This window comes from Sphingomonas eleionomae (assembly GCF_049889035.1).
GTDB lineage: Bacteria > Pseudomonadota > Alphaproteobacteria > Sphingomonadales > Sphingomonadaceae > Sphingomonas.
Genome location: NZ_JBLTWP010000001.1, coordinates 806,427 through 832,816, shown reverse-complemented (window position 1 = coordinate 832,816; position 26,390 = coordinate 806,427). Strand labels below are relative to the sequence as shown.

At 64.5% G+C, this 26,390-nt stretch carries 31 protein-coding genes; 16 read left to right on the top strand and 15 right to left on the bottom strand.

Going from position 1 to position 26,390, the window contains the following annotated elements; translation table 11 throughout:
* The first annotated feature begins 52 nt into the window (after positions 1-52).
* The 3 genes from ACNI3Q_RS03795 to ACNI3Q_RS03785 all read left to right on the top strand — a co-directional run bounded on the left by ACNI3Q_RS03795 (position 53) and on the right by ACNI3Q_RS03785 (position 1,903).
* The gene (locus tag ACNI3Q_RS03795; RefSeq protein ID WP_426274076.1) at positions 53-685 is read left to right on the top strand and encodes a glutathione S-transferase family protein; all 633 of its coding nucleotides are present in this window, start codon (positions 53-55) and stop codon (positions 683-685) included.
* 82 nt (positions 686-767) lie between these two features.
* Positions 768-1,136, top strand: a complete 369-nt coding sequence (locus ACNI3Q_RS03790; protein ID WP_260019270.1) for a dihydroneopterin aldolase — start codon at positions 768-770, stop codon at positions 1,134-1,136.
* Positions 1,133-1,903, top strand: a complete 771-nt coding sequence (locus ACNI3Q_RS03785) for an SDR family oxidoreductase (protein ID WP_426274075.1) — start codon at positions 1,133-1,135, stop codon at positions 1,901-1,903. The genes ACNI3Q_RS03790 and ACNI3Q_RS03785 overlap by 4 nt, the downstream gene beginning before the upstream one ends.
* Before the next feature lie 7 nt (positions 1,904-1,910).
* Here ACNI3Q_RS03785 and ACNI3Q_RS03780 read toward each other — a convergent pair whose 3' ends face one another.
* Positions 1,911-2,552, bottom strand: a complete 642-nt coding sequence (locus ACNI3Q_RS03780; RefSeq protein ID WP_426274074.1) for a hypothetical protein — start codon at positions 2,550-2,552, stop codon at positions 1,911-1,913.
* Between the two features lie 482 nt (positions 2,553-3,034).
* Here ACNI3Q_RS03780 and ACNI3Q_RS03775 point away from each other — a divergent pair, with 482 nt between their 5' ends.
* The 5 genes from ACNI3Q_RS03775 (at position 3,035) to ACNI3Q_RS03755 (ending at position 6,200) form a co-directional block, all read left to right on the top strand.
* Positions 3,035-3,676 carry an energy transducer TonB gene (locus ACNI3Q_RS03775; RefSeq protein WP_426274073.1) on the top strand — a complete coding sequence of 214 codons (642 nt, stop codon included), beginning with the start codon at positions 3,035-3,037 and terminating at the stop codon, positions 3,674-3,676.
* Positions 3,677-3,752: 76 nt separating this feature from the next.
* Positions 3,753-4,514, top strand: coding sequence for a MotA/TolQ/ExbB proton channel family protein (locus tag ACNI3Q_RS03770; protein WP_260019274.1), 762 nt, complete (start codon positions 3,753-3,755; stop codon positions 4,512-4,514).
* A gap of 91 nt (positions 4,515-4,605) precedes the next feature.
* Positions 4,606-5,085: an ExbD/TolR family protein gene (locus tag ACNI3Q_RS03765; protein ID WP_260019275.1), complete on the top strand. Its 480-nt coding sequence runs from the start codon at positions 4,606-4,608 to the stop codon at positions 5,083-5,085.
* Positions 5,086-5,097: 12 nt separating this feature from the next.
* On the top strand, positions 5,098-5,529 hold the full coding sequence (locus ACNI3Q_RS03760; protein WP_260019276.1) for an ExbD/TolR family protein: 432 nt from the start codon (positions 5,098-5,100) through the stop codon (positions 5,527-5,529).
* 296 nt (positions 5,530-5,825) lie between these two features.
* Positions 5,826-6,200 (top strand): tetratricopeptide repeat protein, encoded by a 375-nt coding sequence (locus ACNI3Q_RS03755; protein ID WP_426274072.1) that lies wholly within the window; start codon positions 5,826-5,828, stop codon positions 6,198-6,200.
* A gap of 54 nt (positions 6,201-6,254) precedes the next feature.
* On the opposite strand, the gene dcd is transcribed toward ACNI3Q_RS03755, so the two are convergent.
* The 4 genes from dcd to ACNI3Q_RS03735 are packed head-to-tail and all read right to left on the bottom strand — an operon-like array spanning position 6,255 to position 8,465.
* Complete coding sequence (gene dcd, locus ACNI3Q_RS03750; protein WP_426274071.1) at positions 6,255-6,809, bottom strand: dCTP deaminase; 555 nt, start codon at positions 6,807-6,809, stop codon at positions 6,255-6,257.
* On the bottom strand, positions 6,806-7,276 hold the full coding sequence (locus tag ACNI3Q_RS03745) for a cytidine deaminase (protein WP_426274070.1): 471 nt from the start codon (positions 7,274-7,276) through the stop codon (positions 6,806-6,808). Before ACNI3Q_RS03745 ends, dcd begins: the two co-directional genes overlap by 4 nt.
* A gap of 8 nt (positions 7,277-7,284) precedes the next feature.
* Positions 7,285-7,977: a GH25 family lysozyme gene (locus ACNI3Q_RS03740; RefSeq protein WP_426274069.1), complete on the bottom strand. Its 693-nt coding sequence runs from the start codon at positions 7,975-7,977 to the stop codon at positions 7,285-7,287.
* A 5-nt stretch (positions 7,978-7,982) separates the two neighbouring features.
* Complete coding sequence (locus ACNI3Q_RS03735) at positions 7,983-8,465, bottom strand: UPF0262 family protein (RefSeq protein WP_426274068.1); 483 nt, start codon at positions 8,463-8,465, stop codon at positions 7,983-7,985.
* A gap of 109 nt (positions 8,466-8,574) precedes the next feature.
* Here ACNI3Q_RS03735 and ACNI3Q_RS03730 point away from each other — a divergent pair, with 109 nt between their 5' ends.
* Positions 8,575-10,065: a replicative DNA helicase gene (locus ACNI3Q_RS03730; RefSeq protein WP_426274067.1), complete on the top strand. Its 1,491-nt coding sequence runs from the start codon at positions 8,575-8,577 to the stop codon at positions 10,063-10,065.
* Between the two features lie 12 nt (positions 10,066-10,077).
* On the opposite strand, the gene ACNI3Q_RS03725 is transcribed toward ACNI3Q_RS03730, so the two are convergent.
* The 7 genes from ACNI3Q_RS03725 to ACNI3Q_RS03695 form a co-directional block, all read right to left on the bottom strand.
* On the bottom strand, positions 10,078-10,860 hold the full coding sequence (locus ACNI3Q_RS03725) for a phosphoadenylyl-sulfate reductase (protein WP_426274066.1): 783 nt from the start codon (positions 10,858-10,860) through the stop codon (positions 10,078-10,080).
* Positions 10,853-11,278 carry a DUF934 domain-containing protein gene (locus tag ACNI3Q_RS03720; protein WP_426274065.1) on the bottom strand — a complete coding sequence of 142 codons (426 nt, stop codon included), beginning with the start codon at positions 11,276-11,278 and terminating at the stop codon, positions 10,853-10,855. The genes ACNI3Q_RS03725 and ACNI3Q_RS03720 overlap by 8 nt, the downstream gene beginning before the upstream one ends.
* A complete protein-coding gene (locus ACNI3Q_RS03715) occupies positions 11,271-12,902 on the bottom strand; it encodes a nitrite/sulfite reductase (RefSeq protein WP_426274064.1) in 1,632 nt (543 codons plus the stop codon). The genes ACNI3Q_RS03720 and ACNI3Q_RS03715 overlap by 8 nt, the downstream gene beginning before the upstream one ends.
* A gap of 41 nt (positions 12,903-12,943) precedes the next feature.
* Positions 12,944-13,237 carry a DUF2849 domain-containing protein gene (locus tag ACNI3Q_RS03710; RefSeq protein WP_426274063.1) on the bottom strand — a complete coding sequence of 98 codons (294 nt, stop codon included), beginning with the start codon at positions 13,235-13,237 and terminating at the stop codon, positions 12,944-12,946.
* Complete coding sequence (gene cobA, locus ACNI3Q_RS03705; protein WP_426274062.1) at positions 13,234-14,034, bottom strand: uroporphyrinogen-III C-methyltransferase; 801 nt, start codon at positions 14,032-14,034, stop codon at positions 13,234-13,236. The genes ACNI3Q_RS03710 and cobA overlap by 4 nt, the downstream gene beginning before the upstream one ends.
* 73 nt (positions 14,035-14,107) lie before the next feature.
* A complete protein-coding gene (gene astD, locus ACNI3Q_RS03700) occupies positions 14,108-15,520 on the bottom strand; it encodes a succinylglutamate-semialdehyde dehydrogenase (RefSeq protein WP_426274061.1) in 1,413 nt (470 codons plus the stop codon).
* Positions 15,521-15,605: 85 nt separating this feature from the next.
* A complete protein-coding gene (locus ACNI3Q_RS03695) occupies positions 15,606-17,000 on the bottom strand; it encodes a protein adenylyltransferase SelO family protein (protein WP_426274060.1) in 1,395 nt (464 codons plus the stop codon).
* Between the two features lie 18 nt (positions 17,001-17,018).
* On the opposite strand from ACNI3Q_RS03695, the gene ACNI3Q_RS03690 reads away from it, so the two are divergent.
* From ACNI3Q_RS03690 to ACNI3Q_RS03675, 4 genes are all read left to right on the top strand, one after another.
* Positions 17,019-17,927, top strand: coding sequence for an alpha/beta fold hydrolase (locus ACNI3Q_RS03690; RefSeq protein WP_426274059.1), 909 nt, complete (start codon positions 17,019-17,021; stop codon positions 17,925-17,927).
* Positions 17,928-17,935: 8 nt separating this feature from the next.
* The gene (locus ACNI3Q_RS03685; RefSeq protein WP_426274058.1) at positions 17,936-19,075 is read left to right on the top strand and encodes a glycosyltransferase; all 1,140 of its coding nucleotides are present in this window, start codon (positions 17,936-17,938) and stop codon (positions 19,073-19,075) included.
* Positions 19,076-19,186: 111 nt separating this feature from the next.
* Positions 19,187-20,590: an NAD(P)H-dependent flavin oxidoreductase gene (locus ACNI3Q_RS03680; RefSeq protein ID WP_426274057.1), complete on the top strand. Its 1,404-nt coding sequence runs from the start codon at positions 19,187-19,189 to the stop codon at positions 20,588-20,590.
* 53 nt (positions 20,591-20,643) lie between these two features.
* Positions 20,644-21,108 carry an SH3 domain-containing protein gene (locus ACNI3Q_RS03675; protein ID WP_426274056.1) on the top strand — a complete coding sequence of 155 codons (465 nt, stop codon included), beginning with the start codon at positions 20,644-20,646 and terminating at the stop codon, positions 21,106-21,108.
* Positions 21,109-21,150: 42 nt separating this feature from the next.
* Here the strand turns inward: ACNI3Q_RS03675 and ACNI3Q_RS03670 are convergent, their stop codons facing one another.
* Positions 21,151-22,338 (bottom strand): acetyl-CoA C-acyltransferase, encoded by a 1,188-nt coding sequence (locus tag ACNI3Q_RS03670; protein WP_426274055.1) that lies wholly within the window; start codon positions 22,336-22,338, stop codon positions 21,151-21,153.
* A 121-nt stretch (positions 22,339-22,459) separates the two neighbouring features.
* Between ACNI3Q_RS03670 and ACNI3Q_RS03665 the strand changes: the two genes are divergently transcribed.
* The 3 genes from ACNI3Q_RS03665 to ACNI3Q_RS03655 are packed head-to-tail and all read left to right on the top strand — an operon-like array spanning position 22,460 to position 24,917.
* Positions 22,460-22,723 (top strand): hypothetical protein, encoded by a 264-nt coding sequence (locus tag ACNI3Q_RS03665; RefSeq protein WP_426274054.1) that lies wholly within the window; start codon positions 22,460-22,462, stop codon positions 22,721-22,723.
* Positions 22,716-23,468: a prepilin peptidase gene (locus tag ACNI3Q_RS03660; RefSeq protein ID WP_426274053.1), complete on the top strand. Its 753-nt coding sequence runs from the start codon at positions 22,716-22,718 to the stop codon at positions 23,466-23,468. The genes ACNI3Q_RS03665 and ACNI3Q_RS03660 overlap by 8 nt, the downstream gene beginning before the upstream one ends.
* Positions 23,469-23,501: 33 nt before the next feature.
* Positions 23,502-24,917: a coniferyl aldehyde dehydrogenase gene (locus tag ACNI3Q_RS03655; RefSeq protein ID WP_426274052.1), complete on the top strand. Its 1,416-nt coding sequence runs from the start codon at positions 23,502-23,504 to the stop codon at positions 24,915-24,917.
* A gap of 146 nt (positions 24,918-25,063) precedes the next feature.
* On the opposite strand, the gene ACNI3Q_RS03650 is transcribed toward ACNI3Q_RS03655, so the two are convergent.
* Both ACNI3Q_RS03650 and gntA read right to left on the bottom strand, forming a co-directional pair.
* Positions 25,064-25,672: a DUF1989 domain-containing protein gene (locus ACNI3Q_RS03650; protein ID WP_426274051.1), complete on the bottom strand. Its 609-nt coding sequence runs from the start codon at positions 25,670-25,672 to the stop codon at positions 25,064-25,066.
* The gene (gene gntA / locus ACNI3Q_RS03645) at positions 25,669-26,358 is read right to left on the bottom strand and encodes a guanitoxin biosynthesis heme-dependent pre-guanitoxin N-hydroxylase GntA (RefSeq protein WP_426274050.1); all 690 of its coding nucleotides are present in this window, start codon (positions 26,356-26,358) and stop codon (positions 25,669-25,671) included. The genes ACNI3Q_RS03650 and gntA overlap by 4 nt, the downstream gene beginning before the upstream one ends.
* Positions 26,359-26,390 lie beyond the last annotated feature (32 nt).

Here is a 26,390-nt window from a genome sequence, read left to right as displayed (position 1 = left end):
TTAGCGTGTCGTCGTTCCGAACGAAAGCGTCTTGGTGCGAAGGATAAACGCGATGCTGCTGCATGATTCCGCCTGGGCGCCCAGTCCGCGAAAGGTGCGGATGTTTCTGGCGGAAAAGGGGGTAGAGGTGCCAACCCGCACGGTCGATCTGCGCACCGGCGAGCAGCTGGACAGCGAGTATCTCCTCATCAATCCCACCGGAGCCGTGCCCGCCCTGCAATTCGATGATGGCGAGGTGCTGACCGAAGCCACCGCAATCTGCCGGTATTTTGAGGCTTTGCATCCCGACGCTACGCTTTTCGGCGCCGATGCCCGCTCGGTTGCGCGCATCGAACGCTGGACCCGCCGTGTCGAGCAGGAAGGCTATGCCGCCTGCGTCTATGCTTTTCGCAATGGCAACGCCGCCTTTGCCGATCGCGCCCTGTCGGGTGCGTGGCCGACGATGCCGCAGATTCAGGAACTGGTTGCGCGAGCAGCGACGATGTGGACCTGCTTTGTCGAGTTGCTTGATCAGCGGTTGTCGGCCTCGCGCTGGATTGCGGGCGAGGCCTTCAGCTATGCCGATATCACCGCATTCGTGACCATTGGTTTTGCAAGGCCGGCACGTCTGCCTGTGCCCGATACGGCCGCCAATCTGCAACGCTGGCTGGCGGCGGTCGGCGCGCGGCCCAGCGCATCCGCCTGAACCGACCGCTGCGCCATTGCGGCCGGGCGCGCCGCCGCTTATGGGGCGCACCACAGCTTCATTGGGTAAAAGGGTCGTATTGGTGCAGGATCGTTTGCAGTTGCAGGTGTCGGACCTGGAGGTCGATGTCCTGACGGGCGTCTATTCCGAGGAAACGCATCTGGCCCAGCCGCTGCGCATTTCAATCTCGGTCGATCTGGAATGTCCGGATTTCTATGCGCCCGATACGCCGCTGGATGCGTCCAAAAGCTATCTCGACCTGAAACAGGCGGCGACCATGCTGCCCCAGGGCGTTCACTTTACGCTGATCGAGGGCGTGGCCGATCATATCGCCCAGACCCTGTTCACCCAGGATGAACGGGTACGCCGGGTGGAAATCCGCATCGTCAAACTCGCCATTGCAGAGGCGGGCGAATCAATCGGCATCACGCTGGTCCGGCATCGCCGGTGACGGCCGTGCCGCCCGTCGCGCTGGTCACCGGCAGCGGAAGGCGGCTGGGCGCAGCGATCGCCGCCCGTCTGGCGTCGGCGGGCCATGCGATCGCCCTGCATGGCAAGGGGGACGGGCCGGCCGATCCTGAACTGGCTGACGTGCTAACTCGTCATGGCCATGGTCATGCTTGGTTCGCTGCCGATCTGGCGAATGCCGATCATGTCGCGGGCCTGATCAATCGGGTGTCGCACCATTTCGGGCGGCCGGTCGAGGTGCTGGTCAACAACGCCTCGCTGTTTTCCGCGCATGACGGGGATACGACCGATCATCGGGACATCCTGACCCATGTTGCGGTCAACATGGCTGCCCCCGTCCTGCTGGCACAAGCGGTGGCGGCCGCTGCGGATGCAAAGCGGGGCGCGGCGATCGTGAATATCCTGGATCAGCGGATTGCTCATCCGCCGCGGGACCAGCTGGCCTATACCCTGTCCAAACAGGCGCTGGCCGAAGCGACCCGGACGCTGGCCATCACCCTGGCTCCGCGCGTGCGGGTCAATGCCGTTGCGCCGGGCCTGACCCTGCCGACCGGGGATTACAGCGACGCGCAGATGCAGCGGCTGGGCGCCATGATGCCGCTCGGTCGGCTCGCCACGCCACAGGATATCGCAGATGCGGTCCTGTTCCTGGTTCAGGCGCGGGCCGTGACCGGTCAAACCCTGTTCGTCGACGGCGGGGCGGCGATGACTGTGTTCGACCGGGATTTCGTGCACATGGCTGCTGACTGATCCAGCGTCAGCGTCGGGTGGGACAGGGGCCCAGCGCCTCGCGGATCAGGGCATAATCCTCCCTCGCGGCCTGGGCCTCGGCAGGATTGTCGGTCGCAATGTTCTCGTCCGTGGGCTGGGCGGGCAGGCCGCACGCCAGCCGGTACCACAACAGCGTGTCCCGCTCCGGCGGCCCGGCGGCCTGATCCACGATATCGCTCAGCGCGACCGCCCATCGCCGTTCCGTTCCGGGACGCCGCTGGACCAGCAGCGATACCGGCGCGCCCGTCTCTGTCGCCAGAAAGATCTGCGTCTCGCCTTCGCCAGGCAGAATGCCGGGGACGTGGAAGATGTTGGTGATGCCGGTGATCGCGGGCGGCGCGGATGGATCGATCACCTCGCGCACGGCCTGGCGCGTGGCCGCATCGATCGCCGGCGTCCATGGCTGTTGCGCATTCAGGCCGACCAGCTGGATCTGATCCGGCCGCCCCGCCACCGCGCGCGCAAACAGCATTACCCGCGCCTTCCGCAACTTCGGCGGGCGGCCGCGGGCATCCAGCGGAACGTCCAGGACATAGCCGACCCGGGGCAGGACAGACCCGTCCGCACCGCGCAGCAGGGCAGCCACATCAACTGTGACATAATAACGGTGCCAACCGGGCGGAACCATGGCTGCTTCTGGGCCGGTGATTCGGGCCAGCGACCGAATCGTTGCGTCAACGACAACGGGTGAACGCAGGGCAAGGTCGACAATTTCGGGATAGGGCGACGGTGCCTGCCCCATTTCAGCCACAGTCTGAACCGGCTGAGCACCGGCCCCCGCAGGCAAGGCGAGGGCAAGGGACGCAGCCGCGAAAGACGTTGTAAATCCGTGCATTTTCACCTCAATGGACGCCGGGTACCGCCGGGAAATGTCAGAATGGGAATGAACCGGACCTTATACAATTATTACGTCCGACAAAGCGTTTGCGTCATGTGGGACGGCACGATAGAGAAATGGGGTCGCGTTAACGAACCATCAGGGCTTGTGACGCGCAGGGGGCGGGGACATCGATCCGGCATCGGTGGCTTACGCCTTTTTTATGTCTGGTTTAGAGGGAGTGTGGTTGCGGAATGGCATATGCTGACCGGGACACAGGTGGCAGCCGGATCGTGGCAATCGTCACGGTGTCCATACTCATGGCCATACTTGGCTATGCGTTCATTACCGGCCTGGCCACCAAATTCGTGAAGGAGGCGGCGACTGAGCTCGACGTCTTCGAAGTGGCAGAACCGCCGCCGCCGCCGGAGGAAGTGCCTCCGCCGCCGCCGGAACAGCCTCAACAGGTAACCCAGCCGCCACCGGTTGTGACGCCGCCGCCGATTGTTCAGACGAACACGCCGCCGCCGAACATCATTCAGTCCGTGACGACGCCGCCGCCGAATTACGCGCCGGTTCCCGTTGCTGCGCCGCCGGTGCCCGCTGCACCTGTCGCGCCGCCGGTTCCCAAGCCCGTGGTCAGCAAGGCCGCCGGCGCGAAGGGCGACCCGAGCAAGTGGGTGACGACCGACGATTATCCGGCACGCTCGCTGGATTCGGGTGAAGAAGGCGTCACCGCGATTTCGTGGGACATCAATGAGGCTGGCCGCGTGGAAAACTGCCGCGTGACGAGCTCAAGCGGATCTTCCGCGCTTGATCGGGCGGCCTGCTCGGCCATCACCCGGCGCGGCCGCTATGAACCGGCCAAGGATCAGAACGGCAACCCCATCCGGTCGTCGTCGTCCCGCCGCGTTGTCTGGAAAATCCCGCAATAAGCTATTGCCATTCACGGATTGAACCCGGGGCAATGCCCCTGCTTCTCACGATCGACTTTTCAGAGGAATACCGAACATGCTGACCACCATTCTGTCGCAGGGCGCCGCCTCCAGCGATTTCGACGTTTTCCATGCGCTGAACGAAGGGGGCCTGATTTCGTGGTCCACCGCCATCATTCTGACGGTGATGCTGTTCTTCTCGCTGTTCATCATGTTCACCAAGCTGTTCGAGCAGCAGAAGGTGATCAATCAGGCGAAGCGCGTGCAGGGCACCTTCTGGTCCAACATCTCGAACCTGCGTGAAGGCGCAGCGAAGCTGGAAAAGAACACCGCGTTCCGCCAGATCGTCGACGATGGCATCGCCGCTCAGGAACAGCACAAGAAGCTGACCGACCCGGTCGAAGCGCATGACTGGCTGCACGGCTCGCTGGCCCGTTCGGAAGGCATGATCAACTCGCAGCTCGGCACCGGTCTGGCGTTCCTCGCCACCGTCGGTTCGACCGCGCCGTTCATCGGCCTGTTCGGCACCGTCGTCGGCATCTTCCGCGCTCTGATCAAGATCGGTGCAGAAGGCGACGCGTCGATCGGCACCGTCGCCGGTCCGGTCGGTGAGGCACTCATCATGACCGCGCTGGGTCTGGTCGTCGCCGTTCCCGCGGTTATGGCCTACAACTGGCTGCAGCGTCGCAACAAGTTCATCGCCGAGCAGCTGAGCGCGTTCTCGAATGACGTGCTGGGCTTCCTGGCTTCGGACGGTGCGGTGCGCCCCGAAGTTGCGAAGAAGGCTCCGGCTCCTGCCGCCAAGCCGGTCGCTCCGGCTGCCAAGCCCGCCGCGTAATGACGGAAACGCCGGGGCAGCGCCGATCCTGGTCTGCCCCGGTATCGCCGCGGCGCCCGGGCGCCGATGCGATCAGGATAGGAAACGTTAAATGGCAATGAGTGTAGGCGGAGGCGACGAAAGCGCGCCGATGTCCGACATCAACACCACCCCCCTGGTGGACGTGATGCTCGTGCTCCTCATCATCTTCCTCATCGCGATCCCGGTTGCGATCCAGTCGGTTGAACTCCAGCTGCCCAAGACGGCGTTCGAGCCGACGCTGACCAAGCCGGAAAACGTGCTGCTCGCCGTTCGCGGCGCGCCCGATGGGTCGGGGTGCGAGGTCTACTGGCTGCAGACCCGCGTCGACAGCAAGGAATTGCTCGACCGCGCGGTCAAGTCGCTGGAGGCTGAGGTCGAAAAGCAAGGTGGCAAGGGCAATCCCAATCTGGAATTGCCGGAAGTGCACATTCGCGGCGACGTGAACACACCCTATCGCTGCATCGGGGGCACCATCTACACCATGCAGTCGGCTGGTTTCCCGAAGGTCGGCTTCATTTCGCAGCCGCCCGTCGGCGCCAGTGCCCAGTAAGGAGACGATCCCATGGCGATGAGCACAGGGAACGCAAGTTCCAGCGATCCGATGATGGAGATCAACACGACGCCGCTGATCGACGTCATGCTGGTGCTGCTGATCATGCTGATCATCACGATCCCGCCGCAGACCCATGCGGTGAAGATCGACCTGCCGCAGCCCGATCCCAATGATCGCCGCGAGCAGATTGATTCGCAGAAGAACAAGATCGTCATCGATCCCGCCGGTACCATTCTGTGGAACGGCACGCCGATCGACGAGGCGACGCTGTCGACCTATCTGGAGCAGACCAAGGGGATGCAGCCCGAACCGGAACTGCATTTCCAGCCGGATGCCTCGGCCCGGTATGAAAAGGTCGATGAAGTGCTGGCGATCATCAAGCGCGCCAACGTCACCAAGCTCGGCTTTGTCGGCAACGAACAGTATCGCAACGATTTCTGATCGGCTGACTTCGACAGAACGGATCAAGAGGCGCCTTCGGGCGCCTCTTTTTTTTGCCGTACATGGGTTCGCTGCGGCGTCAGGCGGATCGCCTTACGTCGTTTCGCTCGGTTGAGCCCGCCGCCTGCCGCTCGCGCTGACTGCGCTGTCCGTACCGAAGACACCTGGCCGCGCCACGCAGCGATTCGCCGGGCCTTCAAAGTGCATATGTTACACCTTGATGACATTTTGCTTGGCAGGGAGTCATCAAACTGTCATGCTTGCGCCATCAAAACGTAATGACGGGAAGGATGGCCATGGTTCGCAGTTCATTGTTCGCCCCGGCGGCCGTATTCGCGCTGGCGCTGGCCGCGCCGGTTGCCGCGCAGAACGCCGCGGTGCCGGCGGCGCATGACAGCATCATCGAGGGTGATTACGCCGGCGCTGAACGCGCGCTGCTGCGTGAGGCACAGTTCAATCCCGACAGCCCGGAAATCAAGCTGAACCTGGCGGCGATCATGGTGCAGACCGGCCGCTATGCCGAAGCCCGCAAGCTGTATGATGCCGTACTGGCCGGCCCGAATGCCGACATGGAATTGACGCGGGGGCGCGTTACCACCGCGCACGCCATTGCGGCGCGCGGCATTGCCATGGCGAACAAGCCGGAGCGCCAGGCCGTCGCCTCCCGCTGACCCAACCGTAGCGATCCGTCCTCCGGCTACGTCAGCGGGAGGGCGGCACGCCGTTTACAGTCGAGGCAGGGTGACGCCGCGCTGCCCCATATATTTGCCCGCGCGGTCGGCATAGCTCGTCTCGCAGGCCTGATCGCCCTTCAGGAACAGGAACTGGCACGCCCCTTCGTTCGCATAGATGCGGGCGGGCAGGGGAGTCGTGTTGGAGAATTCCAGGGTCACATGCCCTTCCCATTCGGGCTCGAGCGGCGTGACATTCACGATGATCCCGCAGCGCGCATAGGTCGATTTGCCAAGGCAGATGACCAGCACGTCCCGTGGGACGCGGAAATATTCCACGGTTCGCGCCAGGGCAAAGCTGTTGGGCGGGATGACGCACACATCGGTCTTGCGATCGACAAAGCTGTTGGCGTCGAAGTTCTTCGGATCGACGACCGCGCTGTCGACATTGGTGAAGATTTTGAATTCGTCCGCCACGCGCGCGTCATAGCCATAGCTGGACAGGCCATAGCTGATGCAGCCTTCGCGCCGCTGCCCTTCGACAAACGGCTCGATCATGCCGTGCCGCTGGGCCTGTTCGCGGATCCAGATGTCGGACAGGATGGTCATGATTGCTCCGCTGTCGGGGCAAGACCGATCCCCAGATCGGCCGGCCCAAAGGCATGGGGAAGAAGATCGGACAGCCGGTGTTGCTCGATCGCGCCGCCGGTCAGCCCGGAACAATAGACGGCCAGGTCGCGCCCGCCCATCTGCGCCGCTTCGTTCAGCACCTGACGGCACCGTCCGCACGGCCGGATCGGGGCTGTGCCGCCGCCGGCAATCATGCCGCCTACAATGCCGACGGCCACGACCTGCCCCAGCCGTCCCTCGCTCGATGCCTTGGCCGTCGCAACGGTTTCCGCGCACAGCGACAGGCCATAGCTGGCATTTTCAAAGTTGCTACCGGTGACGATCGACCCGTCGGTCATCGCCAGCGCCGCGCCGACGGCAAAGCCGGAATAGGGCGCATGGGCGTGTTCGGCTGCGGTCCGGGCGGCGGCAATCAGCTGTTCGGGGTCAATGCTTGCGTTGGTCATCGGGCCTGTCATGGCGCAACCACCAGCCAGCGAACAGTCCCTTTCGCGCCCGCGATCCGGCGCAGGTCGCTCGCTTGCCAGATCTGCCAGGGCCGGGAAAGATAGCCCGGCTCAATCAGCAGTCGCTGCCCGACCAGCGGCCGCTCGATCGCCGCACTAATCGAATAGTCGGATTCGGCGTCCGGGCTGATCGCGAGCAGCATCGGCGTGCCCTCATGCGCCTCGGCCAGGGTAAGGAACTCGCGGATCGCCGCGATCGCCGCGGTGCGATCAACCGGAGCCGGGCAGGCGGCGGAACTGTCGATTACCAGCATCGCGGGCAGCTTATCTGCGGTGCGGGGCACCGTGCTGATGAACAACGCTGCCTGTTCGGCTGCAGGCTGGCACAGCGAAAATCGGTGGATCGCGCCGCGGCGGATGCCGGCGTCGAACAGGCCGCGCCAGTTGCGGTCGAACATCGGATCCCGCTCCCCCGCGCCGCTGGTGGCCAGCACATAGGCAAAGGCGACGTCGTCGGTGCGCGCGGCGAACCAGTCTACCTCGCCATTGGCTGCGTCGACAGCGACGCCCTGAACTGGAAAATCCCTGGCCGACGGATGCCAGCGGGCAACCGCGATCCAGACGACCAATGCGGCGAGCAGCACCGCCAGCACAGCCAGGATCAGCGCCCAACGCCGCCAGTGAAGCTGTCCCCCCGTCATCGGCCCTATGCCCGGATGTGCAGGACGCAGATCAGCGTGAACAGGCGGCGCGCGGTATCAAAATCAATCTCGATTTTGTCGGTCAGCCGCTCGATCAGCAGTTCCGCGCCCTGATTGTGGATGCCGCGTCGGGCCATGTCGACGGTTTCGATCTGGTCCGGGCTCGCGCTGCGCAGCGCCTTGTAGTAGCTGTCGCAGATGGCGAAATAATCGCGGATAATCCGTCGGAACCGCGCGAGGCCGAGCAGGATCATTTCCAGCATCGTCCCATCGGTCCGCTGAATTTCGATGGCCAGCCGCCCGTCCTCGACCCGGAGCGCAATCCGGAACGGTCCCGCATACTGGTCGGGATAGGCGCGGGCAGGGCGGAAATGGTTCGATTCCATCAGGTCAAGCATGGCGATACGCCGCTCCTGCTCGATCTCGGCACTGCGCCACAGGATCGTTCGCTCGTCCAGCGTGATATCGATGATGCGCGGGTCCGCCATGGGGCATTGTCCGTGCCGCGATCGGCGCGCAAAATCAATCGCGGGTTTTGCCTGTGTTCCACAGGGCAGGGTGCTTGAGCCAGCGTGGCGGCAGTCTAAAGGATATCCCATGGCCGATATCGATTCCCCCGTTCGCCCCGCCGCCGATGCGCCGCGCCTGCCCCAGAATGTGGAGGCGGAGGCTGCGCTGCTCGGTGCGATGATGATCGACAACAGTCTGGCCGACGACATCATCGAAATGCTGGAGGGGCAGCATTTCTTCGAGCCTGTCCACGCCCGCATTTTTGAACGGATCGCCGGCCTGCGCCGGGATTCCATGCTGGCCAATCCGGTGACGATGCGGCCGCTGTTCGCCGATGACCCAGGCATGGCGCAACTGGGCGGTCCGGGCTATCTGGCCCAGCTGACCGGCAGCGGCGCGGCGCTGATCGGGGCCAAGCAGTTCGCCAAGCAGATCAAGGACCTAGCCATGCTGCGCGCGCTGGTTCAGGTTGGGCGCGGCCTTGTCGATCGCGCGATGGACACCAGCGAGAGCGTCGACCCCCGCAAGCAGATCGAGGAGGCCGAGGCCGCCCTGTTCGGCGTCGCGGGCGAGGGCACGGCGCTGCAGACGGTAAAATCGTTCAGCGCGGCCAGCAATGCGGCCATCGACCTGATCACCCGCGCTCGTAACGCCGGGGGCGGCCTGTCCGGCATCACCACGGGGTTCGATTCGGTCAATTCCCGGACGGGCGGGCTTCAGCGGTCGGACTTGATCATCCTGGCCGGTCGTCCCGGCATGGGCAAGACGTCGCTTGCCACCAACATCGCGTTCAACGCGGCGCATCGGTGGATGGAGGACGAGCGGCGCGGCATCGAACCGTCAAAGTCGGCCGGGGCGAAGGTTGCGTTTTTCAGCCTGGAAATGTCGGCCGATCAGCTGGCGATGCGTATTCTTGCCGAACAGTCCGGGATCAATTCCGAAGACCTGCGCATGGGCAACATCGGCAAGCTGGAGTTCGCAAAGCTGGCCGATGCGTCGGTCGATCTGGCCAATCTGCCGCTCTATATCGATGACACGGCGGGCCTGACTATTTCCGGTCTCCACACCCGCGTGCGCCGGTTGCAATCGAAACTGAACTTTCAGCTTGGCCTGATCGTCGTCGACTATCTTCAGCTGCTTCAGGGGTCGGGCCGCAATTCGGGCGACAACCGGGTTCAGGAAATTTCTGAAATCAGCCGCGGGCTGAAGACGCTGGCCAAGGAAATGAACGTGCCGGTCATTGCCCTGTCCCAGCTGAGCCGTGCGGTCGAAAGCCGCGAGGACAAGCGGCCTCAGCTGTCGGATCTGCGCGAATCGGGCTCGATCGAACAGGACGCCGACATGGTCTGGTTCGTCTATCGCGAGGATTACTACGTCGCGATGCGCGAACCGGGCGAGCCGGGCGATGACAAACACAATGCCTGGGCCGAACATATGGCACGGGTCCACGGCCTTGCCGAACTGATCGTGGCAAAGCAGCGCCATGGTTCCACCGGCCGCGTCATGCTGCGCTTTGAATCGAACATCACCAAGTTCAGCGATTATGACGGCCCCGGCTATTCGGGTAGCGGCGAGTAAGCCGCGCCCGGATCAGAAGCTGGGCTGTTCAGGGTCGCCGTCGGGCACGGGCAGGTGGATGCCGCATTCCGTCTTGTCCCAGCCGGACCAGCGCCCCGATCGCGGATCTTCGCCAGGGGCGACACGCGCGGTGCACGGCGCGCAGCCGATCGACGGATAACCTTGTTCGACCAGCGGATGCCGGGGCAGGTCATGTTCGGTCAGATAGGCCTGTAAATCCGCCGACGTCCATGTGACCAGCGGGTTGAACTTGATCCGGCCCTGCGTGTCCGATGCGTCCAGTTCGAACCGGGGCAGGGCCGCTCGCGTCGATGCCTGAAACGCCTTTCGCCCGGTGATACTGGCATCGAAATCGGCCAGCGCCCGGGCCAGCGGGATCACCTTTCGAATCTCGCAGCAGCCATCCGGGTCATAGGACCAGCGAAGGCCGCTTTCGTCCTTTTTCGCCAGCGTTTCCGGATCGGGCTGAATGATGCGCAGGTCCGTCAGGCCGAGGTGCGCGACCAGCGTGTCGCGATAGGCGAGCGTCTCCGGAAAATGCTTCAGCGTCTCAAGGAAGATGACCGGCGTCGCAGGATCGACCCGCGCGATCAGGTCCAGCAGCACGGCCGATTCCGCGCCGAAAGAAGAAACCACGGCAACATCGCCCAGCATCCGCTCACCCAGCACGGTGCGCAGCATCTCCAGCGTGTCGGTGCCCCGGAACAGGTTGTTCAACCGATGCGCATCCGCCGCCGTGAACCGCGGCGCGGTGTCGATCCGGTCAATGGGGCGGGTGGCAACGGATTTAGCCATGGCGTAGTTTCCACACCGGCACGGCGGGGTCGGCCGCTGCCTGATACACCGCAGGATAGACGGTCAGCGCATGATCGAGCACGGCGGGGTCGATCGGCGCGCGCGGGGCAAAGCTGTCGAACCCGCAGCGGCGCATGAAATTGACCTGATCGATCAGAACGTCGCCTTCGGCACGCAATTCGCCGGCATAGCCAGCCTCGCGAAGGATGCGGGCAGACGAATAGCCGCGCCCGTCGCGGAACGTGGGAAACGCCACCTCGACCAGCGCCAGCCGGCCAAGATGCGGGATCAGGGCACGCGCGTCCTCGCCCGGCTCGATCCGAACGGCGTTGGCATTGGATTCGCCGAGGAAGGCGTCCAGCGGAACGGGCGTCTGCTGCACGGCCGCTTCGTCGCGGAAACGGATGGGCTCAACCATAAAGCGCTTCCTTGAACGGGGCCATGCCGACGCGGCGATAGGTGTCGACGAAACGTTCGCCCTCAACTCGGTCGCGCAGATAGACGTCAGTCACTTTCTCAACGGCATCGACGATGCCATCTTCGTCGAAACCCGGCCCGGTGATCGCCGCCAAGCTGACATCCTCGGCACCCGATCCGCCCAGCAGCAGCTGGTAATTCTCGACGCCTTTCCGGTCGACGCCCAGAATGCCGATATGCCCGGCATGGTGATGCCCACAGGCATTGATGCAGCCCGAAATCTTCAGCTTCAGTTCGCCCAATTCGCGCTGACGACCGATATCCGCAAATCGCGCAGCGATTTTCTGCGCTACGGGGATCGACCGGGCATTGGCAAGCGAGCAGTAATCCAGACCGGGGCAGGCGATGATGTCGCTGATCAGGTCGAGGTTGGGCTCAGCCAGCCCCGCCTCGGTCAGCGCCTGCCAGAGCGCCTGAAGGTCGCTCTTGCGCACATGCGGCAGCACGATGTTCTGGCTGTGCGTAACGCGCAGCTCGTCAAAGCTGTAGCGTTCGGCAAGGGCGGCCATCACATCGATCTGATCGGCGGTCGCATCGCCCGGGATGCCACCTGCGGGCTTCAGGCTGATCGTGACGACGGCATAGCCGGGCTGTTTGTGCGCGCCGACATTCTGGTCCACCCAAACCGCGAAATCGGGATCGGTCCGGTCCAGCGTATCGGTCAGCCCCTGCTCGAACGCGGGCGGGGCGAAATAGGCGGCAATGCGATCGAACTCGGCCTGTGGCGGGTCGATCCCCAGCGCCTTCACCGCGACAAACTCGTCCTCCACCTGACGGCGATATTCGTCAGCGCCGATTTCGTGGACCAGGATCTTGATCCGCGCCTTGTAGATATTGTCGCGCCGGCCATAGCGGTTGTAGACGCGCAGGCACGCCTCAAGATAGCTGAGCAGGTCGGCCAGCGGCACGAAACCCTTGATCTCCGGCGCGATCATCGGGGTTCGGCCCATGCCGCCGCCCACGAACACCCGGGCGCCATGCTCGCCGTTCCGCTCGACAATCTCGATGCCGATATCGTGCAGGCGCATTGCCGCCCGGTCGGTGGGCGATGCGATGACCGCGATCTTGAACTTGCGCGGCAGATAGCTGAATTCGGGGTGGAACGTGCTCCACTGGCGGAGCAGTTCGGCCCATGGCCGCGGATCCGTCACCTCATCGGCAGCAGCACCGGCAAACTGGTCGGACGAAATGTTGCGGATGCAGTTACCGCTGGTCTGGATGGCGTGCATCTCGACACTGGCCAGATCGGCGAGGATATCGGGCGCATCCTCCAGCTTTATCCAGTTGTACTGAATATTCTGGCGTGTGGTGAAATGGCCGTATCCGCGGTCATATTTCCGCGCGATGTGCCCCAGCATCCGCATCTGGCGGCTGTCCATCGTGCCATAGGGGACGGCCACGCGCAGCATATAGGCATGCAGCTGAAGATACAGGCCGTTCATCAGGCGGAGCGGCTTGAACTGATCCTCGGTAATCTCTCCGGCAAGGCGGCGGCGCACCTGATCCCGGAATTCGGCAACCCGCGCATCGACGATCGCCTGGTCATACTGGTCGTACTTGTACATCGCTTACCTCGTCGCGCCGGCACATGCCGGATTGCGGATTTTCATTTCACCACCGCTGCCAGATCGGCGTCCGGCGAAAGGCTAAGGTCAAGGCGCACCGTCGGGCCAAGCGCCCGGATCCGGTCCTTGATATGCGCGGGTCGGGGGCCGTCGGGCGTTTCGACCGCGTCGATCAGATAGCCGGCGTTGACCCGGCGGGCGCTTTGTTCGGCGTTCAGCACGGCCTCGCCCTCTGTCGCGACGTCCACCGCGTCGGCGACATGGCGCGACCAGCCCGATCCGGTCCACCAGATCACATCGCCCGATGCCAGGTCGTTTCCGGTCAGCAATTTCACGCAATCGTCTCCGCTTGATTGGCCAGTTGGTGCAGCGCTTCCGTCGCGCGGGCAAGCGCAGCGACTTCGCCCACCACAATGATCGCGGGGCTGGCCACGCCTTCCCGCACGATCATGTCGCCCAGGTCAGTCAGCAGCGTGCGCAGCACGCGGCGGTCGGGCCGTGTCGCCCGTTCGATCACCGCAACGGGAATGCCCGGCGACACGCCGTCCGCAATCAGTTTTTCCGTAATGTCCGTGGCGGTCGCAACGCCCATATAGATGACCAGCGTCCGCCCCTTGCCCGCAAGCCCGGACCAGTCCTGATCCGACAGGCCGCGGCATTGCCCGGCAACAAAGGTCACGGCGCTTGCGTGATCGCGGTGCGTCAGTGGCAACAGTGCCTCTGCCGCGCCGCCGATGGCCGCCGAAATGCCCGGAATGACCCTAACGGGAACGCCTGCGGCATGAAGCTCGGCCAATTCCTCGCCGCCGCGACCAAAGATGAACGGGTCCCCGCCCTTCAGCCGAACGACATCATGACCGTCCTTTGCCAGCGAGACGAGCAGGGCGTTGATCCCCTCCTGTGGCAGGGCGTGACGAGAACGCTGCTTGGCGACGCTGATCCTGCGCGCCGTTTCGGGGATCAACGCCATGATGCCGCCACCGACCAGGCCGTCATGCACGACGATGCTGGCGGTGGTCAGTGCGCGATACGCAGCAATGGTCAGCAGGTCCGGATCGCCCGGACCTGCTCCGACCAGGATCACCTGGCCAACACCATCGTGGTTCAACCGCTTGGGAGCGTTGCTTTCCATCGCTGCGAGATGCGTTTGGGCGAGGCATTCCGCAACGCAAGGTTGCTTTGACCGGGTTTAGCCCAGCTATGCCTTAACCGTCGCGCAGGCCTATGCCGATCGATGCCCGCGCCTGATCCACCTCCGACGACACCACCGGATAGGCACAGTAATCCGCGGCGTAATAGGCGCTGGGGCGATGATTGCCGGACCATCCGATACCGCCAAAGGGCGCGGCTGAGGATGCGCCATTGGTCGGCCGGTTCCAGTTGATGATGCCCGCCCGGATATTTGCCCAGAACTGGTCGTACAGGGCGGGGTTCTGGCTGATCAGCGTGGCGGACAGGCCATAGCGGGTCGCGTTCGCCTCCCGGATCGCGGCCTCGAAACTGTCGGCGCGCGATACCTGCAGGATCGGGCCGAACAATTCGACATCCGGGCGGTCGGCGGCGTCCGTCATGTCGATGATCGCGGGCGACAGGAATGGCCGGTCGTCCATTGGCCGCTCAAGGTAGCGCACCGGCTTTCCGCCGCGCGTCAGCAGCGACAAAAAGTTCTCCTGCAGCATATCGGCGGCGTCATTGTCGATCACCGGGCCCATAAAGGGCTGCGGGTCGGAATGCGGCTCGCCGAAGATCAGCCGTCCGGCAAGCCGGTCGATTTCGGTCATCAGCGGATCATAGAGCTTCTGATCGACGATCAGGCGCCGGCCCGCCGTGCAACGCTGCCCGGCGGAGGTAAAGGCCGATTGCACCACCAATACCGCTGCGGAATAAAGGTCGGGCGTGTCGAACACGACGATCGGATTGTTGCCGCCCATTTCCAGCGCCAGGATTTTCTCCGGCCGCTCGGCAAACTGACGGTTCAGCGCAATGCCCGTTCGCGCCGATCCGGTGAACAACAGGCCGTCGATATCCGGATGGGCAGAAAGGGCCCGCCCCTCGTCCGGCCCGCCGATCAGCAGCCGCACGCACGCCTCCGGCACCCCCGCCTCGCGGTAGCAGTCGATCAGGAATGCGCCGGTCGCCGGGGTCTTCTCCGATGGTTTGAACACGACGGCATTGCCGGCGATCAGAGCGGGGACGATGTGGCCGTTCGGCAGATGCGCCGGGAAATTGTACGGGCCAAGCACCGCAAGCACGCCATGCGGCTTGTGCCGCACCGCTAGCCGGCCGCCCATCGCCTGTTCGATCCGGCGCTGGCCGGTCCGGTCGGAATAGGCGGTGACGGAAATATCGACCTTGGCGATGACCGTATCGACTTCGGTCCGCGCTTCCCACAGGGGCTTGCCCGTTTCGCGCGAGATCAGATCGGCAAACGCCTCGTGCCGCGATCGCACCACATTGGCGAAGCGCCGCAGCGTTTCGATGCGATAGGTGACGGGGCGCGCCGCCCAGGCGGCCCAGCCCTGTCGCGCGGCAGCAACTTCGGCATCGGCACTGCCGATTTCACCTTCCCACAGAGCCGCCCCGGTCGCTGGCTCAAAAGAAACGATCTTGGCGCTCATCCGTGTCGCATCCAACCCCTTGCCGGCGTTGCGCTTGCCAGAAATCGGCGGCGTGCGCCACACCTCGCTTTCATGCCCGGTGACGTCATGCCAGCGCCTGGCCCATCCGCCGGATGGCCGCGATCTTCCGGTTGAACGGTTCCCAGTCGTCGTCCCGGTCAATCGCGGCCCAGATTGCCTCGACCTCGTCGATCAGCATCGAACAGGGTGCGGCGTCCGACCAATAGGGATGATCGCGCTGCTTGCGGGGAGCGCGACCGGCTAGGGCAGCCCTGACCGGATCGAACGGCGCGGCATAGCTGTCCGGCAACGTGCCGCCGAACCCGTCGAAAAAGAACCGGTCGATCCCGATGCCCGATTCCCGCAGTGCCCCCTCGGCCGCTTCGACCAGGGCAATGTCGCCCGACAGGTCGCCCGATTTCAGCCCCAGCCGCCACAGGAAGCCGGCGGCGATCGCCTCCTGATACGCCTCAGGAAATTGTTCCAGCGCCTCGATCAGGGGCGGTGCCTCGCTGATCGTCCGCAGCGCGACGGCCAGCTGCATGGCGTCCCAATGGATCGCCTCTGGCTGGCGGCCAAAGGCATACAGGCCCGCATGATCGAAATAGGCGGCGGTAAAGCCGGGGTCCCATTGCGGCGTCCAGCGCCATGGCCCGTAATCGAAACTTTCGCCCGTGACATTGATATTGTCCGAATTCAGCACGCCGTGAACAAATCCCGACGCCATGAAACTGGCTGCCATCCGGGCCGTCCGCTGCACAACCAGCGCCAGCAGGCGGGCGGCCGGCGCATCGCCCGGCGCTTCCCCGAAATAGGTCGCCAGGACATATCGGGTCAGCTTCAGCATCCGCTCGGCATCGCGCTCATGCGCCAGCCGCTGGAACATCCCGATCCGGATATGCCCGTGGCTCAACCGCACCAGCACGGCGGACCGAGTGGGGGAGGGCTCGTCATTGCGCTCCAGCGCCTCGCCCGTTTCGACCAGGGAAAAGCTTTTGGAGGTATCGACGCCCTGCGCCTCCAGCATTTCGGTGGCCAGCACCTCGCGAACCCCGCCTTTCAGCGTCAGTCGCCCGTCCCCGAACCGGCTATAAGGCGTGCGCCCCGATCCCTTGGTGCCAAGGTCGAGCAAGCGGTTCGCACCATCGCGCAGCTGGGCGAACAGAAAGCCGCGACCATCGCCGATTTCCGGGTTGTACACGCGGAACTGATGCCCGTGATACCGCAGGGCCAGCGGCTGCGGCAGATTATTGGGCAACGGGCGAAACTGCCCGAAATGCTGGGTCCATTCGGCATCATCCAGGCCGGCCAGGCCGACCGCATCGGCCCAGCGATCGTTCCTGAACCGCACGATGGCCTGTGGAAAGGCGGCGGCATGGACGGGATCGGCAAATCCCTCGCCCAGCGTCAGGAATTGCGGATCGGCATGATAGCGGGACGGGCGGGGCGGCACGATGGCGGCTTGCGGCGCAATGGTCATCCGTGGATATGGGGGGAGATGGCGGATCGAAACAACCCGGTCACGGAACATGGCGGCCAGGCCCCGGCCTATGTCGATGGCTATTGGTGGTCAAAGGACGGATTGCGCCTGCATTATCGCGACTATCCGGGGCGTGCCGACCGGCCGGTGATCCTTTGCATTCCGGGCCTGACCCGCAATGCCCGTGATTTCGAAGGATTGGCTGCCCGGCTGGCGGGGGAATGGCGCATCATCGCCGTCGACCTGCGCGGCCGGGGCGAAAGCGCCTATGCCCGCGATCCGATGACCTATGTCCCGCTCACCTATCTTCAGGACCTGGATGCCCTGATCGGCGAACTGGGGCTGGACCGGATGATCCTGTTTGGCACCTCGCTGGGCGGCATCCTGACCATGCTGCTGGCCACGGCGGAGCGGGGGCGGATTGTCGGCGCGATGCTGAATGACGTTGGTCCGGAACTGGAGGCAGCGGGGCTTTCCCGGATTCGCGGTTATGTCGGCCGGGCCGTCTGGCATCCCACCTGGATTCACGCCGCCCGCGCGCTGGCCGATGCGAATCGCGACATCTATCCCCGGTATGACATCCCCCAATGGCTGACGATGGCCAAGCGCCTGTTCCGGCTGAACAGTCAGGGGCGCATTGTCCTGGATTACGACATGAAGATCGCAGAGCCGTTCCGCGTGCCAGGGAATGAGGCCGGACCCGATATGTGGGGCGCCTATGACGCGCTGGGCGATGTGCCGGTGCTGGTGCTGCGCGGGGCGCTGTCCGACATTCTGGGCGCCGATGCCCAGCGGCGCATGGCGGAACGGCTGCCCGGAGCAATAGCGGTCACCGTGCCGGATGTCGGCCATACCCCGACGCTGGACGAGCCGGAGGCGGTGGCCGCGATCGATGCGCTGTTGACCCGGATCACCGGCACCGTCTAGCCGCGCGCATGGCCCAGCCCGTTCATATCCTGCATCTTCATTCCAGTTTCGACCTTGGCGGCAAGGAAGCGCGCGCCGTTCGGCTGATGGCCGCATTCGGCGACCGAGCACGCCACACCATCGTTTCGGGCGTGCCCGATGCGCTGGGCGCCCGCGCTGCAATCCCCAAGGGCGTGCGGTACGAGGTTGCTCAGGATCCGCCCCCCCTGACGGGCAAGCCTTCGGTTGCTCGCTATGAGGCGATTGCCCGCTTCATGCGCCGGTTCGACCTGGTGCTGACCTATAACTGGGGTGCGATCGACGGGGTGATGGCCAAGCGCGTGTTTCCGAAGGGGACACCGCCGGTGGTGCATCATGAGGACGGGTTCAACGAGGACGAGGCAAGCGGCCTCAACCCGATCCGCAATGTCTATCGCCGCTTTGCCCTTGGCGCTGCCCATGCGCTAGTGGTGCCCAGCCACATCCTGGAAAAGATCGCGCTCGGCACCTGGAAACAGCCGGCAATGCGGGTGCATCGCATCGCCAACGGCATTCCCGTCGCCCGCTATGCACAGGCGTGTTCGGCAAAAGCTATTCCCGGATTCGTCCGCCGCGCCGACGAGGTGGTGGTGGGCACGCTGGCCGGAATGCGGCCGGTCAAGGACCTGCCGATGCTGGTCCGTGCGGTGGCCGGCGTCGTCCATGCCCGGGTCCGGCTGGTGATCGTCGGAGAAGGGCCTGAACGCCCGGCGATCATGGATGCGGCCGAACTGAACGGCATGGACGATATGGTCCACCTGCCCGGATTTCTGCCCGACCCCTGGCGCTATATGGGCCTGTTCGACATTTTCGCCCTGTCCTCCCGCAGCGAGCAGCAGCCGATCGCGGTGATGGAGGCGATGGCCGCCGGCCTGCCGGTCGTATCGACGCCGGTCGGCGACATCGCCCGGATGGTGGCGCCGGAAAACGAACCGCTGATCAGCATCGACCACAATCCGGTGCATCTGCGCGACCGGATTCAGGTGATGGCGCTGGATGCCGATGCGCGCCGCCGGATCGGTGCCGCCAATCAGGCGCAGGCGCGGGCGCTGTTCGATGAAGACCGGATGATTGCGGCCTATGCCGCGCTCTATGCCGGCGCGATGGGCAGGCCCGGAATATTGGGCTGACGCCGGTCATGCGTGTTGCCCCAGCAGCACGCGTCAAGGAAATGCTCGCCCTCTTGCGCGGCATCCGCTAGTGACGGGGCGGGGAAGGTTGTTTGCTGTACCGGAGGCAGAGTGTTCAAGGGTTTGAAGCCGATCATCTATAACGGCCAGGAAGTGTGGCCGCTGATCGAAGGGGGAAAGGGCGTCGCCGCCACCAATCATGCCAGCGCCGGGGCATGGGCCGCGGCGGGCGGCATCGGTACCGTCTCCGCCGTCAACGCAGACAGCTATGATGCCGAAGGGCGCATCATCCCTCAGGTCTACCGCGCGCTCACGCGCCGCGAACGGCATGAGGAGCTGATCGAATACGCCATCGAAGGCGCGGTTCAACAGGTGCAGCGCGCATGGGAACTTGCGGGGGGCAAGGGCGCGATCAACATCAACGTCCTGTGGGAAATGGGCGGTGCTCAGCGGGTGCTGCACGGCGTTCTGGAACGGACGCGCGGCATGGTGGCCGGGGTCACGTGCGGCGCGGGAATGCCCTACAAGCTGTCGGAAATTGCCGCGCATTACAACGTGTCCTACCTGCCGATCGTGTCATCCGGCCGGGCGTTCCGCGCGTTGTGGAAGCGCGCCTATTCCAAGGCGGCAGAGCTGTTGTCGGCCGTGGTCTATGAAGACCCCTGGCTGGCCGGCGGGCATAACGGCCTGTCCAACGCAGAGGATCCGCGCGCGCCGCAGGATCCCTATCCCCGCGTGCAGGCGCTGCGCGAAACGATGCGCGAGGGCGGGATTTCCGACGACGTGCCGATCGTGATGGCTGGCGGCGTCTGGCACCTGCGCGACTGGAACGACTGGATCGACAATCCTGAACTGGGTCAGATCGCCTTTCAGTTCGGTACGCGCCCGCTGCTGACCAAGGAAAGCCCGATTCCTGAGGCATGGAAGCAGAAGCTGATGGAGATCGAGGAGGGCGATGTGCTGCTTCACCGCTTCTCGCCGACCGGCTTTTATTCCTCGGCCGTCCGCAATCCGTTCCTGCGTAATCTGGAAGCGCGTTCGGAACGCCAGATCCCCTTTTCCACACAGGCAGCGGGGGATCACACCTTCCAGCTGGACGTGGGGGTAAAGGGCAAGAATTTCTGGGTGACGCGCGGCGATCTTCTCCGCGCGCGGGAATGGTTCGGCCAGGGCTTCACCGATGCGCTGAAAACGCCCGACAACACGCTGGTGTTTGTCACGCCCGCCGAAAAGCAGGAAATCCGGAAGGATCAGGCGGATTGCATGGGCTGCCTGTCGCAGTGCAGCTTTTCCAGCTGGGCCGATACAGAGACCAATTCGACGGGTCGCCTGGCCGATCCGCGCAGCTTCTGCATCCAGAAGACGTTGCAGGACATCGCCCATGGCGGGGAAACCGACCGCAACCTGATGTTCGCTGGCCATGCGGCCTACAAGTTCAAGCGTGACCCCTTTTACTCCAATGGTTTCGTGCCGTCGGTAAAGCAGTTGGTCGACCGCATCCTGACTGGCGACTGAGCGACCGGTTGCGGGGAAGAGGGGGCGTGAACGGAATGCGGATCGACAGGCGGATGGCCGCAGCCATGGTTGCCGCGCTGGCCTTGTCAGCCGGCGTTGCCGAGGCGCAGCGCAGGGAAACCCCCTATTACGCGTCCATCGCGGCGCAGGAGGCGCGGATGCGGACCGGGCCGGGGCAGAATTATCCGGCCAGCTGGCTTTACGTCCGCAGAAACCTACCCGTCCGCGTCGTCGCCATCTACAAGGATTGGCGAAAGGTCGAGGATCCGGGCGGCACGCAGGGCTGGGTATTCTCATCCCTGTTGAGCGCCAGCCGGACGGCCATGGTCACGGCCGATGTCGCCGAATTGCGCGCATCGGCCAGCACGACCGCCCGTGTGTCGTGGCGTGCCCAGCGCGGCGTCGTGGGCAAGGTCAGCAAGTGCCGCGGCAGCTGGTGCTATCTCGATGTGAATGGCCGCGGCGGCTATGTCGAACAGGCAAAGCTGTGGGGCGTCGATCCCGGCGAGACGTTCTGACGGTCGATTGATCCGTCTGCGCCGGGTCCGATCGACGGCGGATCAGTTCATCAGCTCCACCGCCATCGCCGTTGCCTCGCCGCCGCCGATGCACAGCGATGCCAGGCCGCGCTTCTGACCATTGCGGCGCAGGGCAGAGATCAGCGTGGCCAGGATGCGCGCGCCCGACGCACCGATGGGATGACCCAGCGCGCATGCGCCGCCATGGACATTGACCACGGTGTGATCCAGCGACAGGTCGCGCATCGCGATCATCGCAACGACGGCAAAAGCTTCGTTCACTTCGAACAGGTCGACATCGCCGGTCTGCCACCCCGCCTTGTCCAGCGCCTTGCGCATCGCATCGACGGGTGCGGTCGTGAACCGGGCGGGGGCATGGGCGTGCGCAGCATGGGATACGATCCGGGCGACGGGGTCCAGGCCCAGCCGGTCGGCCACGCTGGCCCGCGTCATCACCAGCGCGGCTGCGCCGTCCGAAATGGACGAAGCATTGGCGGCCGTGATTGTGCCGTCACGGGCAAAGGCGGGCTTCAGCGTCGGGATCTTTGCCGAATCGGCCTTGAGCGGCTGTTCGTCGGTATCGACGGTCACTACGCCTTTGCGCCCGTTCACCTCGACCGGGACGATCTCCGCACGAAACGCCCCCGATGCCTGAGCCGCCCGCGCGCGTTCCAGCGATGCGATGGCATAGGCGTCCTGATCTTCCCGCGTGAACTGGTAATCGCGTGCTGCCTCTTCGGCAAAGCTGCCCATCAGCCGGCCGGGCTCATAGGCGTCCTCCAGCCCGTCCAGAAACATGTGATCCTTCATCGCATCATGCCCGATGCGGGCGCCCGAACGATGGGTCATCGACAGATAGGGGGCGTTGGTCATGCTCTCCATGCCGCCTGCGACGATGACATCGGCTGATCCGGCGCCCAGCGTCTCGGCGGCCATGATTGCGGCCTGCATCCCAGACCCGCACATCTTGTTCACGGTAGTCGCCTCGACATGCAGCGGCAGGCCGGCCCCCAGTGCCGCCTGGCGTGCCGGTGCCTGGCCAAGGCCGGCGGGCAGGACACAGCCCATATAGATGCGCTCCACCGCCGCACCCGACAGGCCGGCACGCTCCACGGCCGCACCGACGGCCGTCGCGCCCAGCGCCGTCGCGCTGGTCCCGGACAGGCTGCCTTGGAAACTGCCCATCGGCGTGCGCGCGACAGAAAGAATAACGATCGGATCGGAAGACATTGGTGCGCTCCGGCGTTGATGTAGCGGCCCGGCAGGACAAGGTGCCGGGCAGATGGCGAAAACAGCAAACTAGGCGCGCGGCGGCAGATATGCAAAGGCGGCCGCTGACAGGGAGATTACGATGGACGGCCCCTTTGTCGAGGCGATCAAATGGATTGCGACCGCCAGTGGCGTGATCGCCGCGCTGATGGTGTCGCTGGACAGCGGGCGGCGCGTGACGGGATGGGGGTTCGTCATTTTCGTGGCCTCGTCCATCGCCTGGATCACGGTGTCGGTGCTGGCCGGCGATCCTGCGCTCGGCACGCAGAACGGCGTCCTGCTGGCGATCAATATCTTCGGGGTCTACCGGTACCTAATCCGGAAAGCCGCCGATGCCGATGGCTGAACTGGACTGGATATGGCCGTTCGGACTGGGATTGCTGGGCCTGGTGTTCGGCAGCTTCATTGCGACCGCGGCGATCCGCTGGCCCGCCGGACGCTCACCCATGGCTGGTCGGTCGGCATGCGATCACTGTGCAGCGACGCTTGGCCCGGTCGAACTGATCCCGCTGATCGGTTTCCCGTGGCTGCGCGGGCGATGCCGCCGGTGCAGCGGGCGGATCAGCTGGATTCATCCGCTGATCGAGGCGCTGGCCATGCTGATCGGCGTGATTGCGGGGATGGAGGCACCGGGGATGGACGGGGCGGCTGGCGCGGTCTTTGGCTGGATGCTGTTGCTGCTGGCCAGCCTGGATGTCGCGGCGTTCTGGCTGCCCGATTGGGGCACCGGCGCGCTGGCCATGATTGGGCTGGGTGCGGGACTTGTCGGGCTGGACCCGCCGCTGATCGATCGCGCGATCGGCGGCGTTGCCGGCTTTGTCGCATTATGGGCAGTGGCGCAGGGCTATCGGCGGGCGCGCGGCCGCATGGGGCTTGGCGGCGGGGATCCCAAATTGTTCGGCGCGATCGGCCTGTGGCTGGGGTGGCAGGCGCTGCCCTTGGTTCTGCTCGGCGCGTGCATCATCGGGTTGATCGTCGTGCTGGCGATGCTGGTCAGCGGGCGGAATGTCCATTCGGGCAGCCGCTTGCCCTTTGGGGCATTGCTGGCGCTTTCGGCATTCCCCATCTGGATGATCGACGCTATCCGATAGCAAATCGAAACGGAAAAAAGAGGAGGGCTGGCGATGAGCGACCTGACGGCACTGCTGGCGGCCCAGCGCACGGCGTTTCAGGCCGAAATGCCCGTATCGCTTGGGGTCCGCAAGGACCGGCTGACCCGCGCCATCGCCATGATCCGCGACAATGCTGATGCGTTCTGCGACGCGCTGTCGGAGGATTTCGGGCATCGCAGCCGGGATCAGTCCATGCTGACCGATATCGTCGCATCGGTTGCGCCGCTTGGCCATGCGCTTAAATCGCTCGACCGCTGGGCACGGCCCGACCCGCGAAAGGTGCAGTTCCCGCTCGGCCTGCTCGGTGCCCGCGCCTGGGTGGAATATCAGCCAAAGGGCGTGGTCGGCGTCATTTCGCCCTGGAACTTTCCGGTGCAGCTGTGCATTGCCCCGCTGGCCGGGATCCTGGCCGCCGGTAACCGGGCGATGGTCAAGACCAGCGAGTTCACGCCCGCGACGGCGGCGCTGTTCGAGGCGGTCTGTCCCCGCTATTTCGCGGCCGAGGAGCTGGCCTTTGTGTCCGGCGGGCCGGATGTGGGCAAGGCATTCGCCGCGCTGCCCTTTGACCACCTGATCTTTACCGGCGCGACAGGGATCGGCCGCCACATCCTGCACGCCGCCGCCGATAACCTGACCCCCGTCACGCTGGAGCTGGGCGGCAAATCGCCCGTCATTTTCGGCAAGGGCGTCGACATGGCGCGGGCGACCGAGCGGGTGACGATCGGCAAGATGCTGAATGCCGGACAGATCTGTCTTGCCCCCGATTATCTGCTGGTGCGCGAGGATCAGGAACAGGCCGCCGTTGATGGCCTGAAGGCTGCGGCCAGCGCCATGTATGCCCGGTTGATCGACAATCCGGATTATACCGCGATCATCAACGACCGGCACCATCAGCGCCTGACCGAATGGCTGGACGATGCCCGGGCAAAGGGCGCGCGGATCGAGACGGTCAATCCCGCCAATGAGGATTTCGGGGCCAGCAACAGCCGCAAGATGCCGCTCCACATTGTACGCGGCGCAACCGATGCGATGACCGTGATGCAGGAAGAGATTTTCGGTCCGATCCTGCCGGTACGCACCTATGCCGCCATTGATGACGCGATTGCCGAGGTGAACCGGCGCGACCGGCCGCTGGGCCTCTATTATTTCGGGCCGGACGTTGCAGAGCGGCGGCGCGTGCTGGATCGCACTATTTCCGGCGGCGTGACACTGGACGATGTGGTGCTGCACGTGTCGATGGAGGATCTTCCCTTTGGCGGCATCGGGCCATCGGGGATGGGGGCCTATCATGGCCTGGACGGGTTCCGGACATTCAGCCACGCCCGCGCCATCCTGAAGCAATCGAGGTTGGACGTCGCCAAGCTCGCCGGGCTGAAGCCCCCATACGGAAAGACGATCCGCGCGACGATCCGCCGCCAGCTTGGATAAAAAAATAGGCCGCCTCACGAAGAAGCGGCCTGTGACAAGTTTTAGGAGAGGATGCCTGAAAGGCATGGTTTATATGCAGTGCAGCGCGTTTGTTCGCAAGTGCAAAATGATATCGCTATCATTGCATATTCTGCAACTCATGGTTTCTATGCGTGAACGCGCCAGCCAATCGGCTTGAACCTTCCGCCGTTGGAGGCAGGGGCAGAGCAGGCGGTCAGTCCGATCACCAGGTCCATTTCGGCACGGAACCGAATCGCGTCACCCGCCCGGCTGATCGGCGGCAGGACGGACAGCCTGCCGGTTTCGCCATCGACCGCGACATGCATGAAGATATTGAAGGCAACCGGGATCCGGTCCGGGGCAATGCCCCAGGGTGCCAGCGCCGCGGCCAGATTGCCGAAACACCCGCGATGCACCGGCAGGTCCGGATAGAAGTGGCGAAACGTACCCTCGGAGCAGGGGGTCAGCAGAAAGTCGTGACGGCCGACATCATCGTGAATGATGGTCAGCATCGGATTGGAACGGTTGGAAAACAGCTGGTGCCCGGTCGTCAGGAATAGCGTCTCGGCATAATCCAGCGTTCGGCCGGACGAGATGACTTCATCCAGGTCATGCGCGTTGAACGCCAGCAGGTCTGAAACCTGAACCCCCTTTGGATCGACGACCTCCAGCACCTGACCTTGTTCGAGGGAAAAGGCGGTGCCGCTGCGCTCGGGGATTAGGTTGAGTGGCGGCTCTTGTGCGGTCGCCGTCACTTGGCTTCCCCGCCGGCATAGCTGAACGGGCATTCCCATTCCGGGTCGACGGCGCGGCCCGAATATTGCCGTGCCTCGCTGACCTCTCCATGCCGGGCGAGCATCGGATTGCGGCTGCCCGCCAGTGCTTCGTCCCGTGCCAGGATCTTTTCGCGCATCCCCTCATATTTTCCCTCCGCACGCAGCCGTTCGAACTGATCATGCAGATTGAAGATCATCGCTGGCCTCGCGAACCGGCGGGCGGGGCGGCTGGCGCCGGGATGCAGGCCGACGATGAAGAACGCCTCTCCGCCGAAACTCAGCGAGAAATGCGGATTGTCGGGATCGGCGCTGACCCGCGGATCATAGGTTTGGCCGCGCCACACATCCTTGTCCGACAGCGACTGGACGCGGCGCCACAGGGCGCCCTCGAACGCCGGCTCGTCCAGTTCCGCCGGTCCGTCGAAAACCACTGCCATGCTGCGATACAAGGCGCGGTCGCGGCGATACTCCTCGACAAATGCCATCAGCCTGTCGTGAATGCGCACATCGTCCCATGCGCTGTCGATCCGGTCGCAAGCCAGGACAGACAGCGTTCCCCGTGCCAATGCCGCCTTTGCCCCGACACAGGGAAAGGATCGTTCCTCGACATGCGCAAACAGGCGCTGTTCCAGCTCATGCTGCGCGCTATGTTGCCAATTGAACATTCCGGTCGGCCCCTCCTTTTACCGTGGAGGGG

Excerpts from the sequence above, each read along its gene's own strand:
- ACNI3Q_RS03795 (WP_426274076.1), top strand. The coding sequence starts at position 53 with ATGCTGCTGCATGATTCCGCCTGGGCGCCCAGTCCGCGAAAGGTGCGG.
- ACNI3Q_RS03780 (WP_426274074.1), bottom strand. The coding sequence starts at position 2,552 with ATGGTTCCGCCCGGTTGGCACCGTTATTATGTCACAGTTGATGTGGCT.
- ACNI3Q_RS03770 (WP_260019274.1), top strand. The coding sequence starts at position 3,753 with ATGCTGACCACCATTCTGTCGCAGGGCGCCGCCTCCAGCGATTTCGAC.
- ACNI3Q_RS03765 (WP_260019275.1), top strand. The coding sequence starts at position 4,606 with ATGGCAATGAGTGTAGGCGGAGGCGACGAAAGCGCGCCGATGTCCGAC.
- ACNI3Q_RS03760 (WP_260019276.1), top strand. The coding sequence starts at position 5,098 with ATGGCGATGAGCACAGGGAACGCAAGTTCCAGCGATCCGATGATGGAG.
- ACNI3Q_RS03755 (WP_426274072.1), top strand. The coding sequence starts at position 5,826 with ATGGTTCGCAGTTCATTGTTCGCCCCGGCGGCCGTATTCGCGCTGGCG.
- dcd (WP_426274071.1), bottom strand. The coding sequence starts at position 6,809 with ATGACCATCCTGTCCGACATCTGGATCCGCGAACAGGCCCAGCGGCAC.
- ACNI3Q_RS03745 (WP_426274070.1), bottom strand. The coding sequence starts at position 7,276 with ATGACCAACGCAAGCATTGACCCCGAACAGCTGATTGCCGCCGCCCGG.
- ACNI3Q_RS03740 (WP_426274069.1), bottom strand. The coding sequence starts at position 7,977 with ATGACGGGGGGACAGCTTCACTGGCGGCGTTGGGCGCTGATCCTGGCT.
- ACNI3Q_RS03735 (WP_426274068.1), bottom strand. The coding sequence starts at position 8,465 with ATGGCGGACCCGCGCATCATCGATATCACGCTGGACGAGCGAACGATC.
- ACNI3Q_RS03730 (WP_426274067.1), top strand. The coding sequence starts at position 8,575 with ATGGCCGATATCGATTCCCCCGTTCGCCCCGCCGCCGATGCGCCGCGC.
- ACNI3Q_RS03725 (WP_426274066.1), bottom strand. The coding sequence starts at position 10,860 with ATGGCTAAATCCGTTGCCACCCGCCCCATTGACCGGATCGACACCGCG.
- ACNI3Q_RS03720 (WP_426274065.1), bottom strand. The coding sequence starts at position 11,278 with ATGGTTGAGCCCATCCGTTTCCGCGACGAAGCGGCCGTGCAGCAGACG.
- ACNI3Q_RS03715 (WP_426274064.1), bottom strand. The coding sequence starts at position 12,902 with ATGTACAAGTACGACCAGTATGACCAGGCGATCGTCGATGCGCGGGTT.
- cobA (WP_426274062.1), bottom strand. The coding sequence starts at position 14,034 with ATGGAAAGCAACGCTCCCAAGCGGTTGAACCACGATGGTGTTGGCCAG.
- astD (WP_426274061.1), bottom strand. The coding sequence starts at position 15,520 with ATGAGCGCCAAGATCGTTTCTTTTGAGCCAGCGACCGGGGCGGCTCTG.
- ACNI3Q_RS03695 (WP_426274060.1), bottom strand. The coding sequence starts at position 17,000 with ATGACCATTGCGCCGCAAGCCGCCATCGTGCCGCCCCGCCCGTCCCGC.
- ACNI3Q_RS03690 (WP_426274059.1), top strand. The coding sequence starts at position 17,019 with ATGGCGGATCGAAACAACCCGGTCACGGAACATGGCGGCCAGGCCCCG.
- ACNI3Q_RS03685 (WP_426274058.1), top strand. The coding sequence starts at position 17,936 with ATGGCCCAGCCCGTTCATATCCTGCATCTTCATTCCAGTTTCGACCTT.
- ACNI3Q_RS03675 (WP_426274056.1), top strand. The coding sequence starts at position 20,644 with ATGGCCGCAGCCATGGTTGCCGCGCTGGCCTTGTCAGCCGGCGTTGCC.
- ACNI3Q_RS03670 (WP_426274055.1), bottom strand. The coding sequence starts at position 22,338 with ATGTCTTCCGATCCGATCGTTATTCTTTCTGTCGCGCGCACGCCGATG.
- ACNI3Q_RS03665 (WP_426274054.1), top strand. The coding sequence starts at position 22,460 with ATGGACGGCCCCTTTGTCGAGGCGATCAAATGGATTGCGACCGCCAGT.
- ACNI3Q_RS03660 (WP_426274053.1), top strand. The coding sequence starts at position 22,716 with ATGGCTGAACTGGACTGGATATGGCCGTTCGGACTGGGATTGCTGGGC.
- ACNI3Q_RS03655 (WP_426274052.1), top strand. The coding sequence starts at position 23,502 with ATGAGCGACCTGACGGCACTGCTGGCGGCCCAGCGCACGGCGTTTCAG.
- gntA (WP_426274050.1), bottom strand. The coding sequence starts at position 26,358 with ATGTTCAATTGGCAACATAGCGCGCAGCATGAGCTGGAACAGCGCCTG.